The sequence below is a fragment of the Arthrobacter gengyunqii genome (assembly GCF_023022985.1).
Lineage (GTDB): Bacteria > Actinomycetota > Actinomycetes > Actinomycetales > Micrococcaceae > Arthrobacter_B > Arthrobacter_B gengyunqii.
The window spans coordinates 2,219,871-2,233,781 of sequence record NZ_CP095461.1 but is presented as its reverse complement, the minus strand read 5'-3'; the positions used below and the strand labels follow the sequence as shown (position 1 = coordinate 2,233,781).

Sequence of the window (13,911 nt, the reverse complement as noted above, 5' to 3'; positions counted from 1 at the left end):
GGCAGGAGTGCAGATGGAAAACAGCAGCCAGGACGACGGCGGCAGTCCCTATCCCGGGGATGCCGCAGTCACCGACTCATTCGAGCTTGCGGGCGTGCCGGATTCATTTGCACGCCTGTGGACCCCGCACCGCCTGGCGTACATCAAGGGTGGGCAGGAGCAGGTTTCTTCGGAGCACAACTGCCCGTTCTGCGCCGCACCGGGCCGTTCCGACGAGGAATCGCTGATTGTCCACCGCGGCAAGTACGCCTTTGTCATCCTGAATTTGTTTCCGTACAACGCCGGGCACCTGCTTGTCTGCCCGTACCGGCACGTGCCGGACTACACGGACATTGACGAGCGGGAAACAGCCGAGATTGCTTCCCTGACGCAGACCGCCATGCGGGTGCTGCGCAAGGTCTCCAATCCCAGCGGCTTCAACCTGGGCATGAACCAGGGCGTGACCGGGGGAGCGGGAATTGCCGCCCACCTGCACCAGCACATTGTGCCGCGCTGGGGCGGGGATGGAAACTTCCTGCCGATCATCGCGCAGACGAAGGCCATCACCCAGACCCTGGGCGATGTCCGGCAGCAGGTGGCCGATGCCTGGCCGGAAAACGGCTCCGGCCAGGACAGCGAGGACTGACCCGTGCTGAACAAATACGCGCGGGGATTCTTCACTGCCGTTTTCACCCCGCTGGCCAGCTGGCTGCTGCGCCGCGGGATCACCCCGGACATGGTCACCATTGCCGGGACGCTGGGCGTGATGATCGGCGGGCTGGTGTTCTACCCGCTGGGACAGTTGTTCTGGGGAACCCTGTTCATCACCGCGTTCATCTTCTCGGACGTCATTGACGGCATCATGGCCCGCCAGCAGGCACGGACCGGAAAATGGGGCGGTTTCCTGGACTCAACCCTGGACCGCTTCGCCGACGGCGCCCTGTTTGCCGGCGTCAGCATCTGGTTCTTCACCGGCGGCAACAACGACGCCATCGGCATCTCCGCCATCATTGCGCTGGTGCTGGGCATGCTGGTTTCCTACATTCGGGCCAAAGCGGAGTCACTGGGATTCAACGCCAACGTTGGCATTGCCGAACGTGCAGAACGCCTCGTCTCCCTGCTGGTGGCCACCGGACTGGTGGGCCTGGGAGTCCCCGAGATTCTGCTGCTGGTGGTCCTGGTGCTCCTGTGCGCGGCCAGCTGCGTCACCATTGCGCAGCGGATGCTCGCGGTCCGGCGGCAGGCACTGCCGAAGGCCCGTTAGCCACAGCATCGTCCTCAGCAATACAGCCAATTCCCAGCGGCCCGTCACCGGAAGCAATCCGGCGGCGGGCCGCCTGTTTAACAGGACGTTGAACGCCTAGGCTGGAGCCAACAGCGAACGCTGCATCGGTTTCCCCGCGAAGGTGAGAAATTCCATGAACATTCCAGAGCCCCAGGGCACGTCCGTGCCTGTTTCCATGTCCGGTTCCCTGTCTCCGGTCACCGGCAGCAGCCGGGTCAAGCGCGGCATCGCCGAAATGCTCAAGGGCGGGGTGATCATGGATGTGGTCACTGCTGAGCAGGCACGCATTGCCGAGGACGCCGGAGCCGTGGCCGTCATGGCGCTTGAGCGTGTGCCGGCGGACATCCGCGCCCAGGGCGGTGTTTCCCGGATGAGTGATCCGGACATGATCGACAGCATCATCGACACCGTCTCCATTCCGGTCATGGCCAAGGCCCGCATCGGACATTTTGTCGAGGCACAGGTCCTGCAGTCACTCGGCGTTGACTACATTGACGAATCCGAGGTCCTGACCCCGGCCGATTATGCCAACCACATCGACAAGTGGAAGTTCACTGTTCCCTTTGTCTGCGGCGCAACGAACCTGGGCGAAGCACTGCGGCGCATCAACGAAGGCGCGGCCATGATCCGGTCCAAGGGCGAAGCGGGCACGGGCGACGTTTCCAATGCCACCATGCACATGCGCGCCATCCGCTCCGAGGTGGCCCGGCTGTCCTCGTTGCCCGAAGATGAACTGTACGTCGCCGCCAAGGAGCTGCAGGCACCCTATGAGCTCGTCAAAGAGGTGGCTGCGGCCGGCAAGCTTCCGGTGGTGCTGTTCACAGCCGGCGGCATCGCCACACCCGCTGATGCTGCCATGATGATGCAGCTCGGCGCGGACGGCGTGTTTGTGGGCTCGGGCATCTTCAAATCCGGCAACCCCGCCCAGCGTGCGGCGGCGATCGTCAAGGCCACCACCTTCTTTGACGACGCCGATGAAGTCGCCAAGGCATCGCGCGGACTGGGGGAGGCCATGGTGGGCATCAACGTGGACGAGATCCCGCAGCCGCACCGGCTGGCCGAACGCGGCTGGTAACCGGCTTATGAGGTGAACGCCTGGCCGGGCGGGAAGCCCCGCCAGGCGTTCACTTAACGCAGGTCCAGGAACAGATATTGTCCGCGGCCAATCAGTTCGAAGCCGCGGGCCGCGCAAAGCTCGGAGCCGGCGGGTGCGGCGTTGATGGCAAGCCGGTCCGCGCCGGCAGCGGCTGCCACTGCGGCAGCGCGGCTCAGCAGCGCTGTTCCGTAACCCCTGCGCCGGCTGGAAGGTCCAACGGACAACCCGAAAATTCCGGCCAGGGACCCCTTTCGGGGTTTCCGTGCCGGAGCCGCGGGAATTCCGGGCCTGCCGGAAATTGGATCCGGTGCGTGGGGCGGCCGCGCGGCGACGGACGGGTCGTACACCCAGGCCCGCCCGGTCAGCTTCCCGTCGCCCCGTGTGGTCAGGTGCCACGCACTGCGAGGGTGGGCACGGCCGGCGGCGAGTTCCTCGGCGTCGGGCCCGGTGACCTCCGGCGGATCCGGGTCGATGGCCGCCGCGGCCGCGCTGTACTGCTGCGGTGCCGTCACGGGGGCGCTCATCCACAACGGCTGCGGTCCCCGGCGGAAACCGAAGGCCTCCAGGGGTGCGTAGCTTGCTGCGTTGTTCATCCACACGGACACGCTCTGCGCGCCGAGCCGCATGCCCTCGGCGAGCCCCGGGCGGATGCCGGCGGGTGAAATCCGCTGCGGATACAGCAGCACCAGTTGCCGCCGCGCCGGCAGCCACACCCAGTCCGACTCATGCGTGGAGAAGGTGCGGCCGCCGGTGGCGCCGGCCAGGTTTTTCAGCCAGTCCTGATGGAGCTCCTGGCAGGCGGCAATGGTGACCATTGCGGATTAAGCCAGACCGCGGCGGTGCAGCAGGGGATCAATGGCGGCTTCCCGGCCGCGGAAGTTCCGGAAGGCCTGCAGCGGATCAATGCTGTTGCCCCGGGCGAGCAGTTCGCGGCGGAACCGGTCTCCGTTCTCCCGGGTCAGCCCGCCGTTTTCCTTGAACCACTCCACGGTGTCCGCGTCCAGGACTTCACTCCAGATGTACGCGTAGTAGGCGGCCGCGTAGCCGCCGGCGAAAATGTGCTTGAAGTAACCGGACCGGTAGCGGGGCGGCACCAGATCCAGTGCGACGCCGGCACGCTCCAGGGCCGCTGCCTCGAACGCTTCGGGGTCCTGCACCGTTTCGCCCGGTGCGAGCTCGTGCCAGGCGAGGTCAAGGAGCGTGGCGCCCAGGTATTCCGTGGTGCCGAAGCCTTCGCCCCAGGTGGAGGCTGCCTCGAGCCGGTCGATGGCGTCCTGGGGGAGCGGTTCACCCGTGACGTGGTGCTTGGCGAAGTTGGCGACGACCTCCGGCCACAGCATCCACATTTCGTTGACCTGGGAGGGATACTCCACAAAGTCGCGGGGAACGGACGTTCCGGAGAACTGCGGGTAGGTGACATCCGAGAACAGGCCGTGCAGGGCATGGCCGAATTCATGGAACGCCGTCACCACTTCGTCGAAGGAGAGCAGGGTTGGCTCCCCGGCCGGCGGCTTGGCGATGTTCAGGTTGTTGATGACCACGGGGGAGGTTCCCAGCAGCGAGGACTGGTGCACGAGAGAGTTCATCCACGCCCCGCCGGCCTTGGTGTCGCGGGTGTAGTAGTCGCCCAGGAACAATCCCAGCCCGGAACCGTCCTCGTTTTTCACTTCCCAGACCCGGACGTCCGGGTGGTAGCCGGCGAGGTCCGGACGTTCGGTGAACGTCACCCCGTACAAGCGGTTGGCAGCATAGAAGACGCCGTCGTGCAGGACCCGCTCCAGCTCAAAATAGGGCCGAAGCGCAGCGCGGTCCACGCTGAACTTTTCGCGCCGGACCTGCTCGGAATAGAAGGACCAGTCCCAGGCCTGCAGGTCCTCGACGCCGTCGCGGGCGGCGGCTTCACGCAACAGTTCCGCCTCGGCGTGTGCGTTGCGGACCGCCGGCGGTGCCAGCTTTCCGAGCATCGCGTGGATGGCTTCCAAGGACGGAGCCGTCTGGTCGTCGGTGGCGAACTCGGCATGGTTGGCGAATCCCAGAAGCTCGGCGCGCTCGGCACGCAATGCAGCCATCTCGGCGGCGAGACCGAGCGTGTTCTCTTCGTTGTTCCGGAAACCGCGGTTCAGGGAGGCCTCAAGAAGCCGACGGCGGGTGTCCCGGTTGGTGAGGGAGGCCAGCGCCGGCTGCGAGGTGGGCAGGACCAAGGACAGCAGGTACTGTTTCTTGCCTGCCTCGGCCCCGCCTGCCTCGGCGGCCGCCGCTGCCGCGGACGCGATGTCGTCGTCGGACAGGCCGGCCAGCTCCGCAGCGTCGGTCACCAGCAGGGCCGATTGGTTGGTGTCCTTGAGCAGCTTCTGCGCATATTCGGTGCCCAGGATGGACAGGCGGGCATTCAGTTCGCGCATGCGTGCCTGCCCCTCGTCGTCGAGCTGGGCGCCGGCCCGGATGAAGCTGCGGCGGTACTCGGACACCAGACGGGCGGATTCATCATCCAATCCGTCGGTGGAGACGGCGTTGACCCGTTCGAAAAGGGCCTTGTTGAGGTGGATGCTGTCGTCATGCGCAGCCAGCTGCGGTCCGACTTCCTGCTGGATGGCCTGGATCGGCTCGGTGGCATCCGCTGCCGTGAACGTGAAAAAGACGTAGGCCGTGCGTGCCAGCGTTTGACCGGCCCGTTCCATCGCGGCGATGGTGTTCTCAAAGTTGGGGGGCTCGCTGTTTGCCACAATCGCGTCGATTTCCGCGAGGTGTTCCTCGAAGCCCGTCTTGAAGGCGGGAAGGAAATCATCGGGCGTGATCTCCTCAAACGGCGGGAGCTGGTAGGGCAGGGTGCTGGTGCGCAGGAAAGGGTTACTCATAAGGGTCAAGACTCGCACAAGCACAGTGACGCGAACAACAGAAACGCCGTCGTACGCTTGGCGGGACTGCGCGGGGCGGTTTTTAGACCGAATGTGTGACACCAGGAGCACTCCATGGGTATACGCAGCAACGGATTTGCCTCCACAACCGGAGCAACGCGTCGAACAGGGTCCGGAATCAGGATGGCCGCCGCGGTGTTCCTGCTTGCAGCAGTTGCCGGATGCGCCCCCGTGGCGCCTTCGCCGGACACGGAGGCACCGCCGTCGAGTTCCGATCCGGCTCCCGGGTCCGCTTCCGGTTCGCCCGCAGGCCCCGGCCAGACGTCCCCGGGCGCGGTTCCCACCCCTACCCCCACGACCGGACTGGGGGCGGAGTGCGCGGCGGCACGGTGCTTCTCACTGATGGTTGCCGGAGATTTGCTGGTGCATCCGCAGCTGTGGACTCAGGCCGGTGCCGACGCCGCGGTCTCCGGGAAGATGCCGCTGGACTTCACGCCGTTGCTCGAAGGCAAGCGGGCCTATCTGGACTCCGCAGACCTGGGCATTTGCCACATGGAAACACCCGTCGCGGAAACGGATGGACCCTACACCGGCTATCCGCTGTTCAATGTTCCGCCGCAGATCCTCACCGCGGCAAAGGACGTGGGCTACGACGCCTGCACCACCGCCAGCAACCACACGGTGGACGCCGGAACCGCCGGGCTGAACCGGACCCTCGGGGTACTCGACGCACTGGGCCTGCCGCACACCGGCTCGTATGCCTCGGAGGCGGACGCTGCGGAGCCCTTCATCCTGCAGACTCCCGCCGCCAGGGTTTCCGTTGTGGAGGCCACCTACGGATTGAACGGCATGACCGCGGACTTCGACTGGCAGGTGGACCTGCTGGATCCTGCGGTGATGATCGCCAAGGCCAAAGCCGCCCGCGCCGCCGGTGCCGACGTCGTGGTGGGAGCGGTGCACGCCGGGGACGAATACGCCTCCGTTCCCAATGCGCAGCAGATCGAGGTAGCCCATGCCCTGGCTGACAGCGGCGAGTTCGATTTCATTTACGGCCATCACAGCCACTCCGTGCTGCCGATCGAAAACTACAACGGAACCTGGATTGCCTACGGCCTGGGCAACGCCGTTACCGAGCTTTCTCCCTGGTATGACGTGAATAACGAGGGCCTGATCCTGCGCGCCCAGTTCGGCCAGGACGACGACGGCGCCTGGACCGTCACGGACCTGGCCTGGGCGCCTTCCGTCATCGTCCGGGACCCCTACCGCTGGTGCTCCGTTGCTGCGGATCTGCCGCAGGGTGCCTGCGCATCGCCGGATCACCAGGCTGAGGTGCGGGCGCGGACCATTCCCGTGGTCGAGTCCATGGGTGCTGCCGATGCCGGTGCGCACGAATGGCTGGTGTCCACGGATCCCGTGCGCTGACTCTTACTGCAGCGCAGCAACCCGAAGATCCCTTTCCGGATTCTTCGTGCAGTTGACGGGCCCAAAATCCTATCTGTGGATTCCTTCGTGCAGATAATGCGCCCAAGAGCGCGCCTCCAGATTCCTTCGTGCAGATGACGGGCCCAAAGGGGCGGAATCCGCTGGTTTGAGCCCGTTATCTGCACGGAGGATTGAGGCAAGCCCCGTTATCTGCACGAAGAATCCGAGCAGTAGATCGGGCTAGGGTAGGCCGGATTGGGGAAGGCTGCCGGCACGAGCGCACCCGCCGGAGGCAGATTCGCCCGGTACTCCGACGGCGGCTAGGCTGCGTGCATGAACACAACCCGTGAGTACCGCCCGGCGTTCTTCATTATTGGTGCAGCCTTGCTCGGAGTGCTGGCCGTCATCCTGACGCCGGGACTGTTCGATGAATTCGGGACCGCCAGGCTCGTGGCCGTCCTGGCACTGACGGCAGGTGCAGTGTGTTTTGCGGTCGCAGCCGTGCGGCTCCGGCGCGCCGGCACGGAGTAGAGGAAGTGCGGGGCTGGTTCCGGACTCGGCTCTACCTCGGACGCTGCGAGGCGTGCTGCCGGGCCAATTCCGAGAGCTTGGCCAGCTCCGCCAGATCCTTGGCTGACGACGGCCGCGGCTCAAAGGAACCGAACTTTCGGATCACGGCCTGCTGAAGCAGGAAGTCGGCAATGGCAGGGTTCTTGGGCAGCAGGGAACCGTGCAGGTAGCTGGCCACCACATTGCGGTAGCGGGCACCCTCCCAGTTGTCCTTGGAGTTGTTGCCTTCGCCCTTGCGGACCTCGGCCAGCGGACGCACGCCCGAACCCAGGAACGTCTGGCCGGAGTGGTTCTCGTAGCCGTGGATTTCGCCGAATTCCTCGCTGACCGAGAGCACGTTGCCGATCAATCGTTCGGTGCCGCCGTGGGTCTCCAGGTCCAGGAGGCCGATGCCCGGAATCACGGTCCCGGTGTGCGTCTTGAAGAAGTTGCCGAAGAGCTGGTAGAGCCCGCAGATGGCGAGCATCGGCAGGTCGTCTTCGGCCATGGCGCGCAGGGTCGGAGCAATTGTCTGCAGGTCGTCCTGGATGACCACCTGCCCGCTGTCCTGTCCGCCGCCGCCCACCAGCAGGTCCACGTCCGCCGGGAAGTCGTCGCCCACGTTGTACTCCAGGACGTTGGCGTTGTAGCCGTGCCACTTCAGGCGCTGCTTGAGGACCAGGACGTTGCCCCAGTCCCCGTAGATGTTCATTTCCCGCGGGTACAGCTGCAGGATGTTGATGGTCCGGTCTTCGCCGGCCGTGGGGTTGTGCGCCTCGCTCATGAGACCACCTCTACTGTCGTGATCTTGGAAAGTTCCCGCCGCACGGCCAACATGGCCGTATACGTGCAGAAGATGCGCATGGGCGAGGACCCGGAGGACGCGATGAACTTCTTCAGCGCATCGGTGATGTCCGGGTCAATGGCCGCCACCGGCACGTCGTCGTACTTCAGCCGCAGCGCCATGTCATAGGCACGCACGCCGGTGACCATGTCCACGCCGTTCTCGGCGAGGGTTTCGAAATCCACGTCCCACAGCCATGACATGTCCCGGCCGTCGGCGTAGTTGTCGTTGATCGCGATCATGGTGGAGTATCCGTGGGCCGCGAAGGACTTCAGGCCCAGCCGGAAACCGCTGGGGTTCTTCACCAGCACCAGTTCCAGCGGCTGGCCGTTGACCACCAGCGACTCGCCGCGGCCAAACGCGGGTTCCACGTTGGACAGCGCCGTGAAGAGGGCCTCGGAATTGGCCTGCGGACCGGCGATCACGCGGGCCAGCGCCAGCGCGGCGGCCGCGTTGAAGATGTTGTAGACCCCGCGCAGCTTCAAACCGGTGGTGACCACGGTGTTGTCCACGCGGAAGTCCGCGTCGGTTTCGGCCACACGCTCCAGCACGACGTCGGCGGGCAGCACAGCGGCTGCGGCTTCGGCCGAAGTGCCGCGCATCTCGTCGTCGTTCGGGAAGGTGCTGCGCAGGGACTCGTGGAGGCCGAAGTAGCGGACCTCCTGCTTGTCCAGAGAGGCTGCGATGCCGGCCACGCGCGGGTCTTCGCGGTTCAGGACCACGGTGCCGGTGGTGGCCTTGGCAATGGCCTCCAGCAGGCGGGTGGTCTTGTCGATCTCGCCGAAGCGGTCCAGCTGGTCCCGCAGGACGTTCAACAGCAGCGAATAACGCGGCTGAATCAGCTTCACGAAGTGCACGGCATGCGCTTCGTCCAGTTCCAGGACGGCGACGTCGGCATCGAGGCGTCCGCGCCAATCCACTTCGCCGAGCAGGGCCGCGGCAACACCGCGGGTGAAGTTGCTGCCCGTGCGGTTGGTGAAGACCTTCAGGCCCTGGCTTTCGAGCAGCTCCACCACCATTTTGGTGGTGGTGGTCTTGCCGTTGGTGCCGGACACCACGGCAACACCGAGCGGCAGGTCAGCCAGGGTGCGGCGGATGAAATCGGGGTCGATTTTCTCCACCACCAGGCCGGGCAGTGCGGAGCCGCCGCCGCGCAGTTTGGAGGCACTGCGGACCAGCTTGCCTGTCAGGACGGAGAAAGAACTCATGGTTTATGAATATATCGCAAGGAGGTCCGCGGACCTTCTTCGGGTTGCCCTCCGCCGGGGCGTTTGAACCGTAGACTGGCCCGATGACAAGCGATGGTTCCCTTCGGGTGGGTGTGCTGGCGCTGCAGGGCGGGGTCCGCGAGCATGCGGCTGCACTGGCGGCAGCGGGAGCCACTGCGGTTCCGGTTCGTCGTCCCGGGGAACTGGACGGGCTCCATGGGCTGGTGCTTCCGGGCGGCGAGTCCACCACCATCGACAAGCTGATGCGCACCTTCGGCGTCTATGCGCCGCTGCAGGAACGGATCCGGAACGGGTTTCCGGTCTACGGATCCTGCGCCGGAATGATCCTGCTCGCAGACCGCATCTCGGATCCGGCGCGCAACGGAAGCGGTGAACCTCAGCAGACCCTGGGCGGGCTGGACATGGATGTGCGCCGCAACGCGTTTGGCCGCCAGCGGGAGTCCTTTGAAACCCTGCTGGATTTCAAGGGCCTGGAAAACCTGCCGTCCGCAAACGGTGCTCTTTCCGCGCCTCCGGTGCACGCTGTTTTTATCCGTGCGCCCTGGGTGGAAAAGACCGGTAATTCAGTCGAGGTCCTGGCTCAGGTTCCGCCGCGGGAGGGTGGTCATGCGTCTGCTGCGGAATTCGTCGCTAGAATTGTGGCAGTGCGTTCTGGAAACCTGCTGGCCACCTCGTTCCATCCGGAGGTAACGGGGGAGAGCCGGATCCATGAACTTTTTATCCAGATCATCAGAGGAGAAGCGTAGATGTCGGGCCACTCTAAATGGGCAACCACCAAGCACAAGAAGGCCGTCATTGACGCCAAGCGTGCAAAGTCGTTTGCCAAGCTGATCAAGAACATCGAAGTTGCGGCCCGCGCGGGCGGCGCCGACATGGCCGGAAACCCCGGCCTGGAACTCGCGGTGTCCAAGGCCAAGAAGACCTCTGTGCCCATCGACAACATCAACCGCGCCGTCAAGCGCGGCGCCGGCCTGCTCGGTGAAGCCGTCGATTACCAGACCATCATGTACGAGGGCTACGGCCCGCAGGGCACCGCCCTGCTGATCGAGTGCCTCACGGACAACAAGAACCGTGCGGCCTCGGAAGTGCGCCTGGCCGTAACCCGCAACGGCGGCAACATGGGTGACCCCGGTTCCGTGGCCTACATGTTCACCCGCAAGGGCGTTGTCACGCTGCCCAAGAAGGACCTCACCGAAGACGACCTGCTGATGGCCGTGCTGGACGCCGGCGCTGACGAGGTCAAGGAATCCGGCGAGAACTTCGAGATCATTTCCGAAGCCGCGGACCTGCGTGCCGTTGTTGCCGCGCTCGAAGAAGCCGGCATCGAGTACGACACGGACGAGGCAGAGTTCCTGCCCTCCATGCATGTGGAGCTGGATGCCGACAATGCGCGGAAGTTCCTCAAGCTCGTGGACGCTGTGGAAGATCTGGACGACGTGCAGAACGTGTACTCCAACGCGGACATCCCCGCCGAGGTCTTTGCCCAGCTCGAAGACGACTGAGCAGTAGGTGAGCCTGCGCGTCCTGGGCGTTGACCCGGGCCTGACCCGCTGCGGGCTGGGAGTTGTTGACGTTGAACGCAACCGCCGCGCCACCCTGGTGGCCGTCGGAGTGGTCGGAACGGAGGCAGGAACTGCCCTGGATGCCAGGCTGCTGGTGATCTCCAACGCCATCGACCTGTGGCTGGACACCCATAAACCGGATGTTCTGGCCGTGGAACGCGTCTTCAGCCAGCTCAATGTCAGCACGGTCATGGGTACCGCCCAGGCCTCCGGCGTCGTTATTGCGGCTGCGGCGCGGCGCGGAATTCCCGTGGCCCTGCACACGCCCACCGAGGTCAAGGCGGCGGTCACCGGTTCCGGCTCGGCCAACAAGGACGCGGTGGGCAAGATGGTCACCAAGATCCTGCGGCTGGACGCTCCGCCCAAGCCCGCCGACGCCGCCGACGCCCTGGCGCTGGCCATCACTCACGCCTGGCGGCGGTCAGTGGCCGGCCCGGGGCAGACGACGGCGGGATCGGCCTCCGGGGCGCGCGCCGTAATGAAGCCGCCAACCAATGGGCCGACACCCGCGCAGCGTCTCTGGGCCGAGGCCGAAGCCCGGGCCCGGCGCTGAGCGCAGCGCGCCGGAACCGGGGATCGGCGCCGGCACACAGTAGGCTATTCGTAGATATGTTCTACACAGCCCCTGGAGTTTTTTCATGATCGCTTCCCTGCGCGGGACAGTAACGCACGTCGGCCTGCATTCGGCGGTGATCGACGTCAACGGCATGGGCATGCTGGTCCAGGCCACGCCGCAAACGCTGAGCTCCCTCCATGTGGGGCGTGAAGCCCTGGTGCAGACCGCCATGATTGTCCGTGAGGACTCCATGACCCTCTACGGGTTCACCGACGCGGACCAGCGGGAAGTCTTCGAAACGCTGCTGAGTGTCAGCGGCGTCGGCCCGCGCATTGCCCTCGCCGTGCTGGCCGTCCACACCCCCGAAGCCATCCGCGTGGCTGCCTCCACCGGAGATGACAAAGCATTCAGCAAGGTCTCCGGCATCGGCCCCAAGGGCGCCCGGCGGATTGTGCTGGAACTGGCGGACAAGCTGGTGCCCCTGGGTGCCGCGGACAACCCGGCGGCGGCACGCTGGCAGGACCAGGTCCTGGCCGCCATGACCGGGCTGGGCTGGTCGGAGAAGGACGCCAACGCAGCCATCGACGCCGCCGTCGCCGAAGCTCCGGACATTGCCGCCGGCGGCAATGTGGGCGAAATCCTGAAACTCACGCTCCGCCGGCTGGGTACCGACGGCGCCCGCGCCCGCGCTCCCCGCCGGCAGGTGAGCTGACGTGTCCATCCTGCCCGGCGACGGACTGGTTGCCCCCACCGGCGACCCGGATGACAAAGCGATCGAGGCCGCGCTGAGGCCCAAGAACCTCGATGACTTCGTGGGACAGAAGCGGGTGCGCGAACAGCTTTCCCTGGTGCTGGAAGCGTCTCGCCTGCGGGGACGCAGCGCGGACCACGTGCTCCTCTCCGGGCCGCCCGGACTGGGCAAGACCACCCTGTCCATGATCATCGCCGCCGAAATGAACGCACCGCTGCGCATTTCCTCCGGTCCGGCCATCCAGCATGCCGGAGACCTGGCCGCCATCCTCTCTTCCTTGACCGAGGGAGAGGTGTTGTTCCTCGATGAGATCCACCGCATGTCCCGGCCCGCCGAAGAAATGCTCTACATGGCCATGGAAGACTTCCGGGTGGACATCATTGTGGGCAAGGGGGCCGGAGCCACCGCCATTCCGCTGGACCTGCCGCCGTTCACCCTCGTGGGTGCGACCACGCGTGCCGGACTGCTGCCGGGTCCGCTGCGGGACCGCTTCGGCTTCACCGGACATCTGGAGTTCTATTCCACTGACGAACTGGAACTGGTACTGCGCCGCTCCGCCATGCTGATGGACATGAAGGTCAACTCCGCCGGCTTCGCCGAAGTGGCAGGGCGTTCCCGCGGCACTCCCCGCATCGCCAACCGGCTGCTGCGCCGGGTGAGGGACTGGGCGCTGGTGCACGGCGTGGACCAGATCGACGCGCGGACCGCAGGGGCCGCCCTGGACATGTATGAGGTGGACGCCCGCGGACTGGACCGGTTGGACCGGTCAGTGCTCCGCGCGCTGATCACCAAGTTCAACGGGGGACCGGTGGGCCTGTCCACTTTGGCCATTGCCGTTGGCGAAGAGCCGGAAACGGTGGAAACAGTCGCCGAGCCCTACCTGGTGCGCGAAGGGCTTCTGGGACGGACCCCGCGCGGACGTGTTGCCACCCGGACCGCCTGGGAGCACCTCGGGCTGGAAATGCCGGAGAACGTGGCGGCGAGCCTGCCCGAAAACATGTTCTCGGGACCTGGAACCAATACCTCGGCCGATCCGGTCACCGGGGAACTCTGACAGTTCGCACCGGCGGATTCCTCACCGCAGCCGGTTGAGGATACCGGCGCGAAGCGGGAAAATGCAGAGCAGAGCGAAACTTATCCGCCGCTGCGGACGTTTTACCTCTAGACTGGTCATTCGTTGACCGGGGCCTCCTGCCCCGGGATACCTGCACACCATCTCCACAACAGAAACGGAACCACTCTGTGTTCTTAAACGTCATGGCCCAAACCACCGCCGATCAGAACGCCGGAGGTTTCAGCTTCGGCAACCTGCTGCTGCCCATCCTGCTGGCCTTGTTCATCTTCATGATGTTCCGCAAGCAGAAGAAGACGCAGAAGACGGTTCAGGAGCAGCGGACCCAGATGGTTCCCGGCACCGAGGTTATGACCCAGTTCGGTCTGTTTGGAACCATCCTGTCGATCAATTCCGAGGAGAACAAAGCGGTCCTGGAGCTTTCTCCCGGCAATACCGCCACCGTTCACCTGCAGGCACTGACCAAGGTTGTCACCACGGAGCCCGCCGTTGAGGAAGAGGCTTCCGTGGTTCCCGATGACGCTTCGTCGCTCACCGCTGCGGACCACGCCGACGACGACGCCTCCCGCACGGCTGATCCGGTTCGCCGCGACGACTCGGCTGCGCATCCCGATGAGACGCCCGAGGAAACACTCGAACGCCTGAACCGCGAAAACAAAAAAGAGAACTAGACTCTCCACGGGCCTGCGGATGAAGACTCTCCGCGGGCCC

15 protein-coding genes are annotated in these 13,911 nt (G+C 65.3%); 11 read left to right on the top strand and 4 right to left on the bottom strand.

Annotation, left to right across the window (positions count from 1 at the left end; genetic code table 11):
• Positions 1-13: 13 nt before the first annotated feature.
• The 3 genes from MUG94_RS10160 to pdxS all read left to right on the top strand — a co-directional run bounded on the left by MUG94_RS10160 (position 14) and on the right by pdxS (position 2,339).
• On the top strand, positions 14-625 hold the full coding sequence (locus MUG94_RS10160; RefSeq protein WP_227890044.1) for an HIT family protein: 612 nt from the start codon (positions 14-16) through the stop codon (positions 623-625).
• A gap of 3 nt (positions 626-628) precedes the next feature.
• Positions 629-1,243 (top strand): phosphatidylinositol phosphate synthase, encoded by a 615-nt coding sequence (gene pgsA / locus MUG94_RS10155; protein WP_227907599.1) that lies wholly within the window; start codon positions 629-631, stop codon positions 1,241-1,243.
• 196 nt (positions 1,244-1,439) lie between these two features.
• Positions 1,440-2,339, top strand: coding sequence for a pyridoxal 5'-phosphate synthase lyase subunit PdxS (gene pdxS / locus MUG94_RS10150; protein WP_227907923.1), 900 nt, complete (start codon positions 1,440-1,442; stop codon positions 2,337-2,339).
• Positions 2,340-2,392: 53 nt separating this feature from the next.
• Here the strand turns inward: pdxS and MUG94_RS10145 are convergent, their stop codons facing one another.
• A complete protein-coding gene (locus MUG94_RS10145) occupies positions 2,393-3,175 on the bottom strand; it encodes a GNAT family N-acetyltransferase (RefSeq protein WP_227907600.1) in 783 nt (260 codons plus the stop codon).
• 6 nt (positions 3,176-3,181) lie between these two features.
• Positions 3,182-5,215 carry a M3 family metallopeptidase gene (locus MUG94_RS10140; RefSeq protein ID WP_227907601.1) on the bottom strand — a complete coding sequence of 678 codons (2,034 nt, stop codon included), beginning with the start codon at positions 5,213-5,215 and terminating at the stop codon, positions 3,182-3,184.
• 114 nt (positions 5,216-5,329) lie between these two features.
• Between MUG94_RS10140 and MUG94_RS10135 the strand changes: the two genes are divergently transcribed.
• Positions 5,330-6,637, top strand: a complete 1,308-nt coding sequence (locus MUG94_RS10135; RefSeq protein WP_227907602.1) for a CapA family protein — start codon at positions 5,330-5,332, stop codon at positions 6,635-6,637.
• A gap of 333 nt (positions 6,638-6,970) precedes the next feature.
• A complete protein-coding gene (locus MUG94_RS10130; protein ID WP_227890039.1) occupies positions 6,971-7,168 on the top strand; it encodes a hypothetical protein in 198 nt (65 codons plus the stop codon).
• A gap of 31 nt (positions 7,169-7,199) precedes the next feature.
• On the opposite strand, the gene MUG94_RS10125 is transcribed toward MUG94_RS10130, so the two are convergent.
• Together MUG94_RS10125 and MUG94_RS10120 are read right to left on the bottom strand one after the other, a co-directional pair.
• Positions 7,200-7,970, bottom strand: a complete 771-nt coding sequence (locus tag MUG94_RS10125) for a type 1 glutamine amidotransferase (protein WP_227907603.1) — start codon at positions 7,968-7,970, stop codon at positions 7,200-7,202.
• Entirely contained in the window at positions 7,967-9,238 is a 1,272-nt protein-coding gene (locus MUG94_RS10120; protein ID WP_227890037.1) for a DUF1727 domain-containing protein, read from the bottom strand. Before MUG94_RS10120 ends, MUG94_RS10125 begins: the two co-directional genes overlap by 4 nt.
• A gap of 83 nt (positions 9,239-9,321) precedes the next feature.
• On the opposite strand from MUG94_RS10120, the gene pdxT reads away from it, so the two are divergent.
• The 6 genes from pdxT (at position 9,322) to yajC (ending at position 13,871) form a co-directional block, all read left to right on the top strand.
• Complete coding sequence (gene pdxT / locus MUG94_RS10115; protein ID WP_227907604.1) at positions 9,322-10,005, top strand: pyridoxal 5'-phosphate synthase glutaminase subunit PdxT; 684 nt, start codon at positions 9,322-9,324, stop codon at positions 10,003-10,005.
• On the top strand, positions 10,006-10,761 hold the full coding sequence (locus tag MUG94_RS10110) for a YebC/PmpR family DNA-binding transcriptional regulator (RefSeq protein ID WP_227890035.1): 756 nt from the start codon (positions 10,006-10,008) through the stop codon (positions 10,759-10,761). It abuts the gene before it with no gap.
• Positions 10,762-10,768: 7 nt separating this feature from the next.
• Positions 10,769-11,374 carry a crossover junction endodeoxyribonuclease RuvC gene (gene ruvC / locus MUG94_RS10105; RefSeq protein ID WP_227907605.1) on the top strand — a complete coding sequence of 202 codons (606 nt, stop codon included), beginning with the start codon at positions 10,769-10,771 and terminating at the stop codon, positions 11,372-11,374.
• An 85-nt stretch (positions 11,375-11,459) separates the two neighbouring features.
• Positions 11,460-12,089 (top strand): Holliday junction branch migration protein RuvA, encoded by a 630-nt coding sequence (gene ruvA, locus MUG94_RS10100; protein WP_227907606.1) that lies wholly within the window; start codon positions 11,460-11,462, stop codon positions 12,087-12,089.
• A 10-nt stretch (positions 12,090-12,099) separates the two neighbouring features.
• Positions 12,100-13,182: a Holliday junction branch migration DNA helicase RuvB gene (gene ruvB, locus MUG94_RS10095; protein ID WP_227907924.1), complete on the top strand. Its 1,083-nt coding sequence runs from the start codon at positions 12,100-12,102 to the stop codon at positions 13,180-13,182.
• Between the two features lie 203 nt (positions 13,183-13,385).
• Entirely contained in the window at positions 13,386-13,871 is a 486-nt protein-coding gene (gene yajC / locus MUG94_RS10090) for a preprotein translocase subunit YajC (protein WP_227907607.1), read from the top strand.
• Positions 13,872-13,911 lie beyond the last annotated feature (40 nt).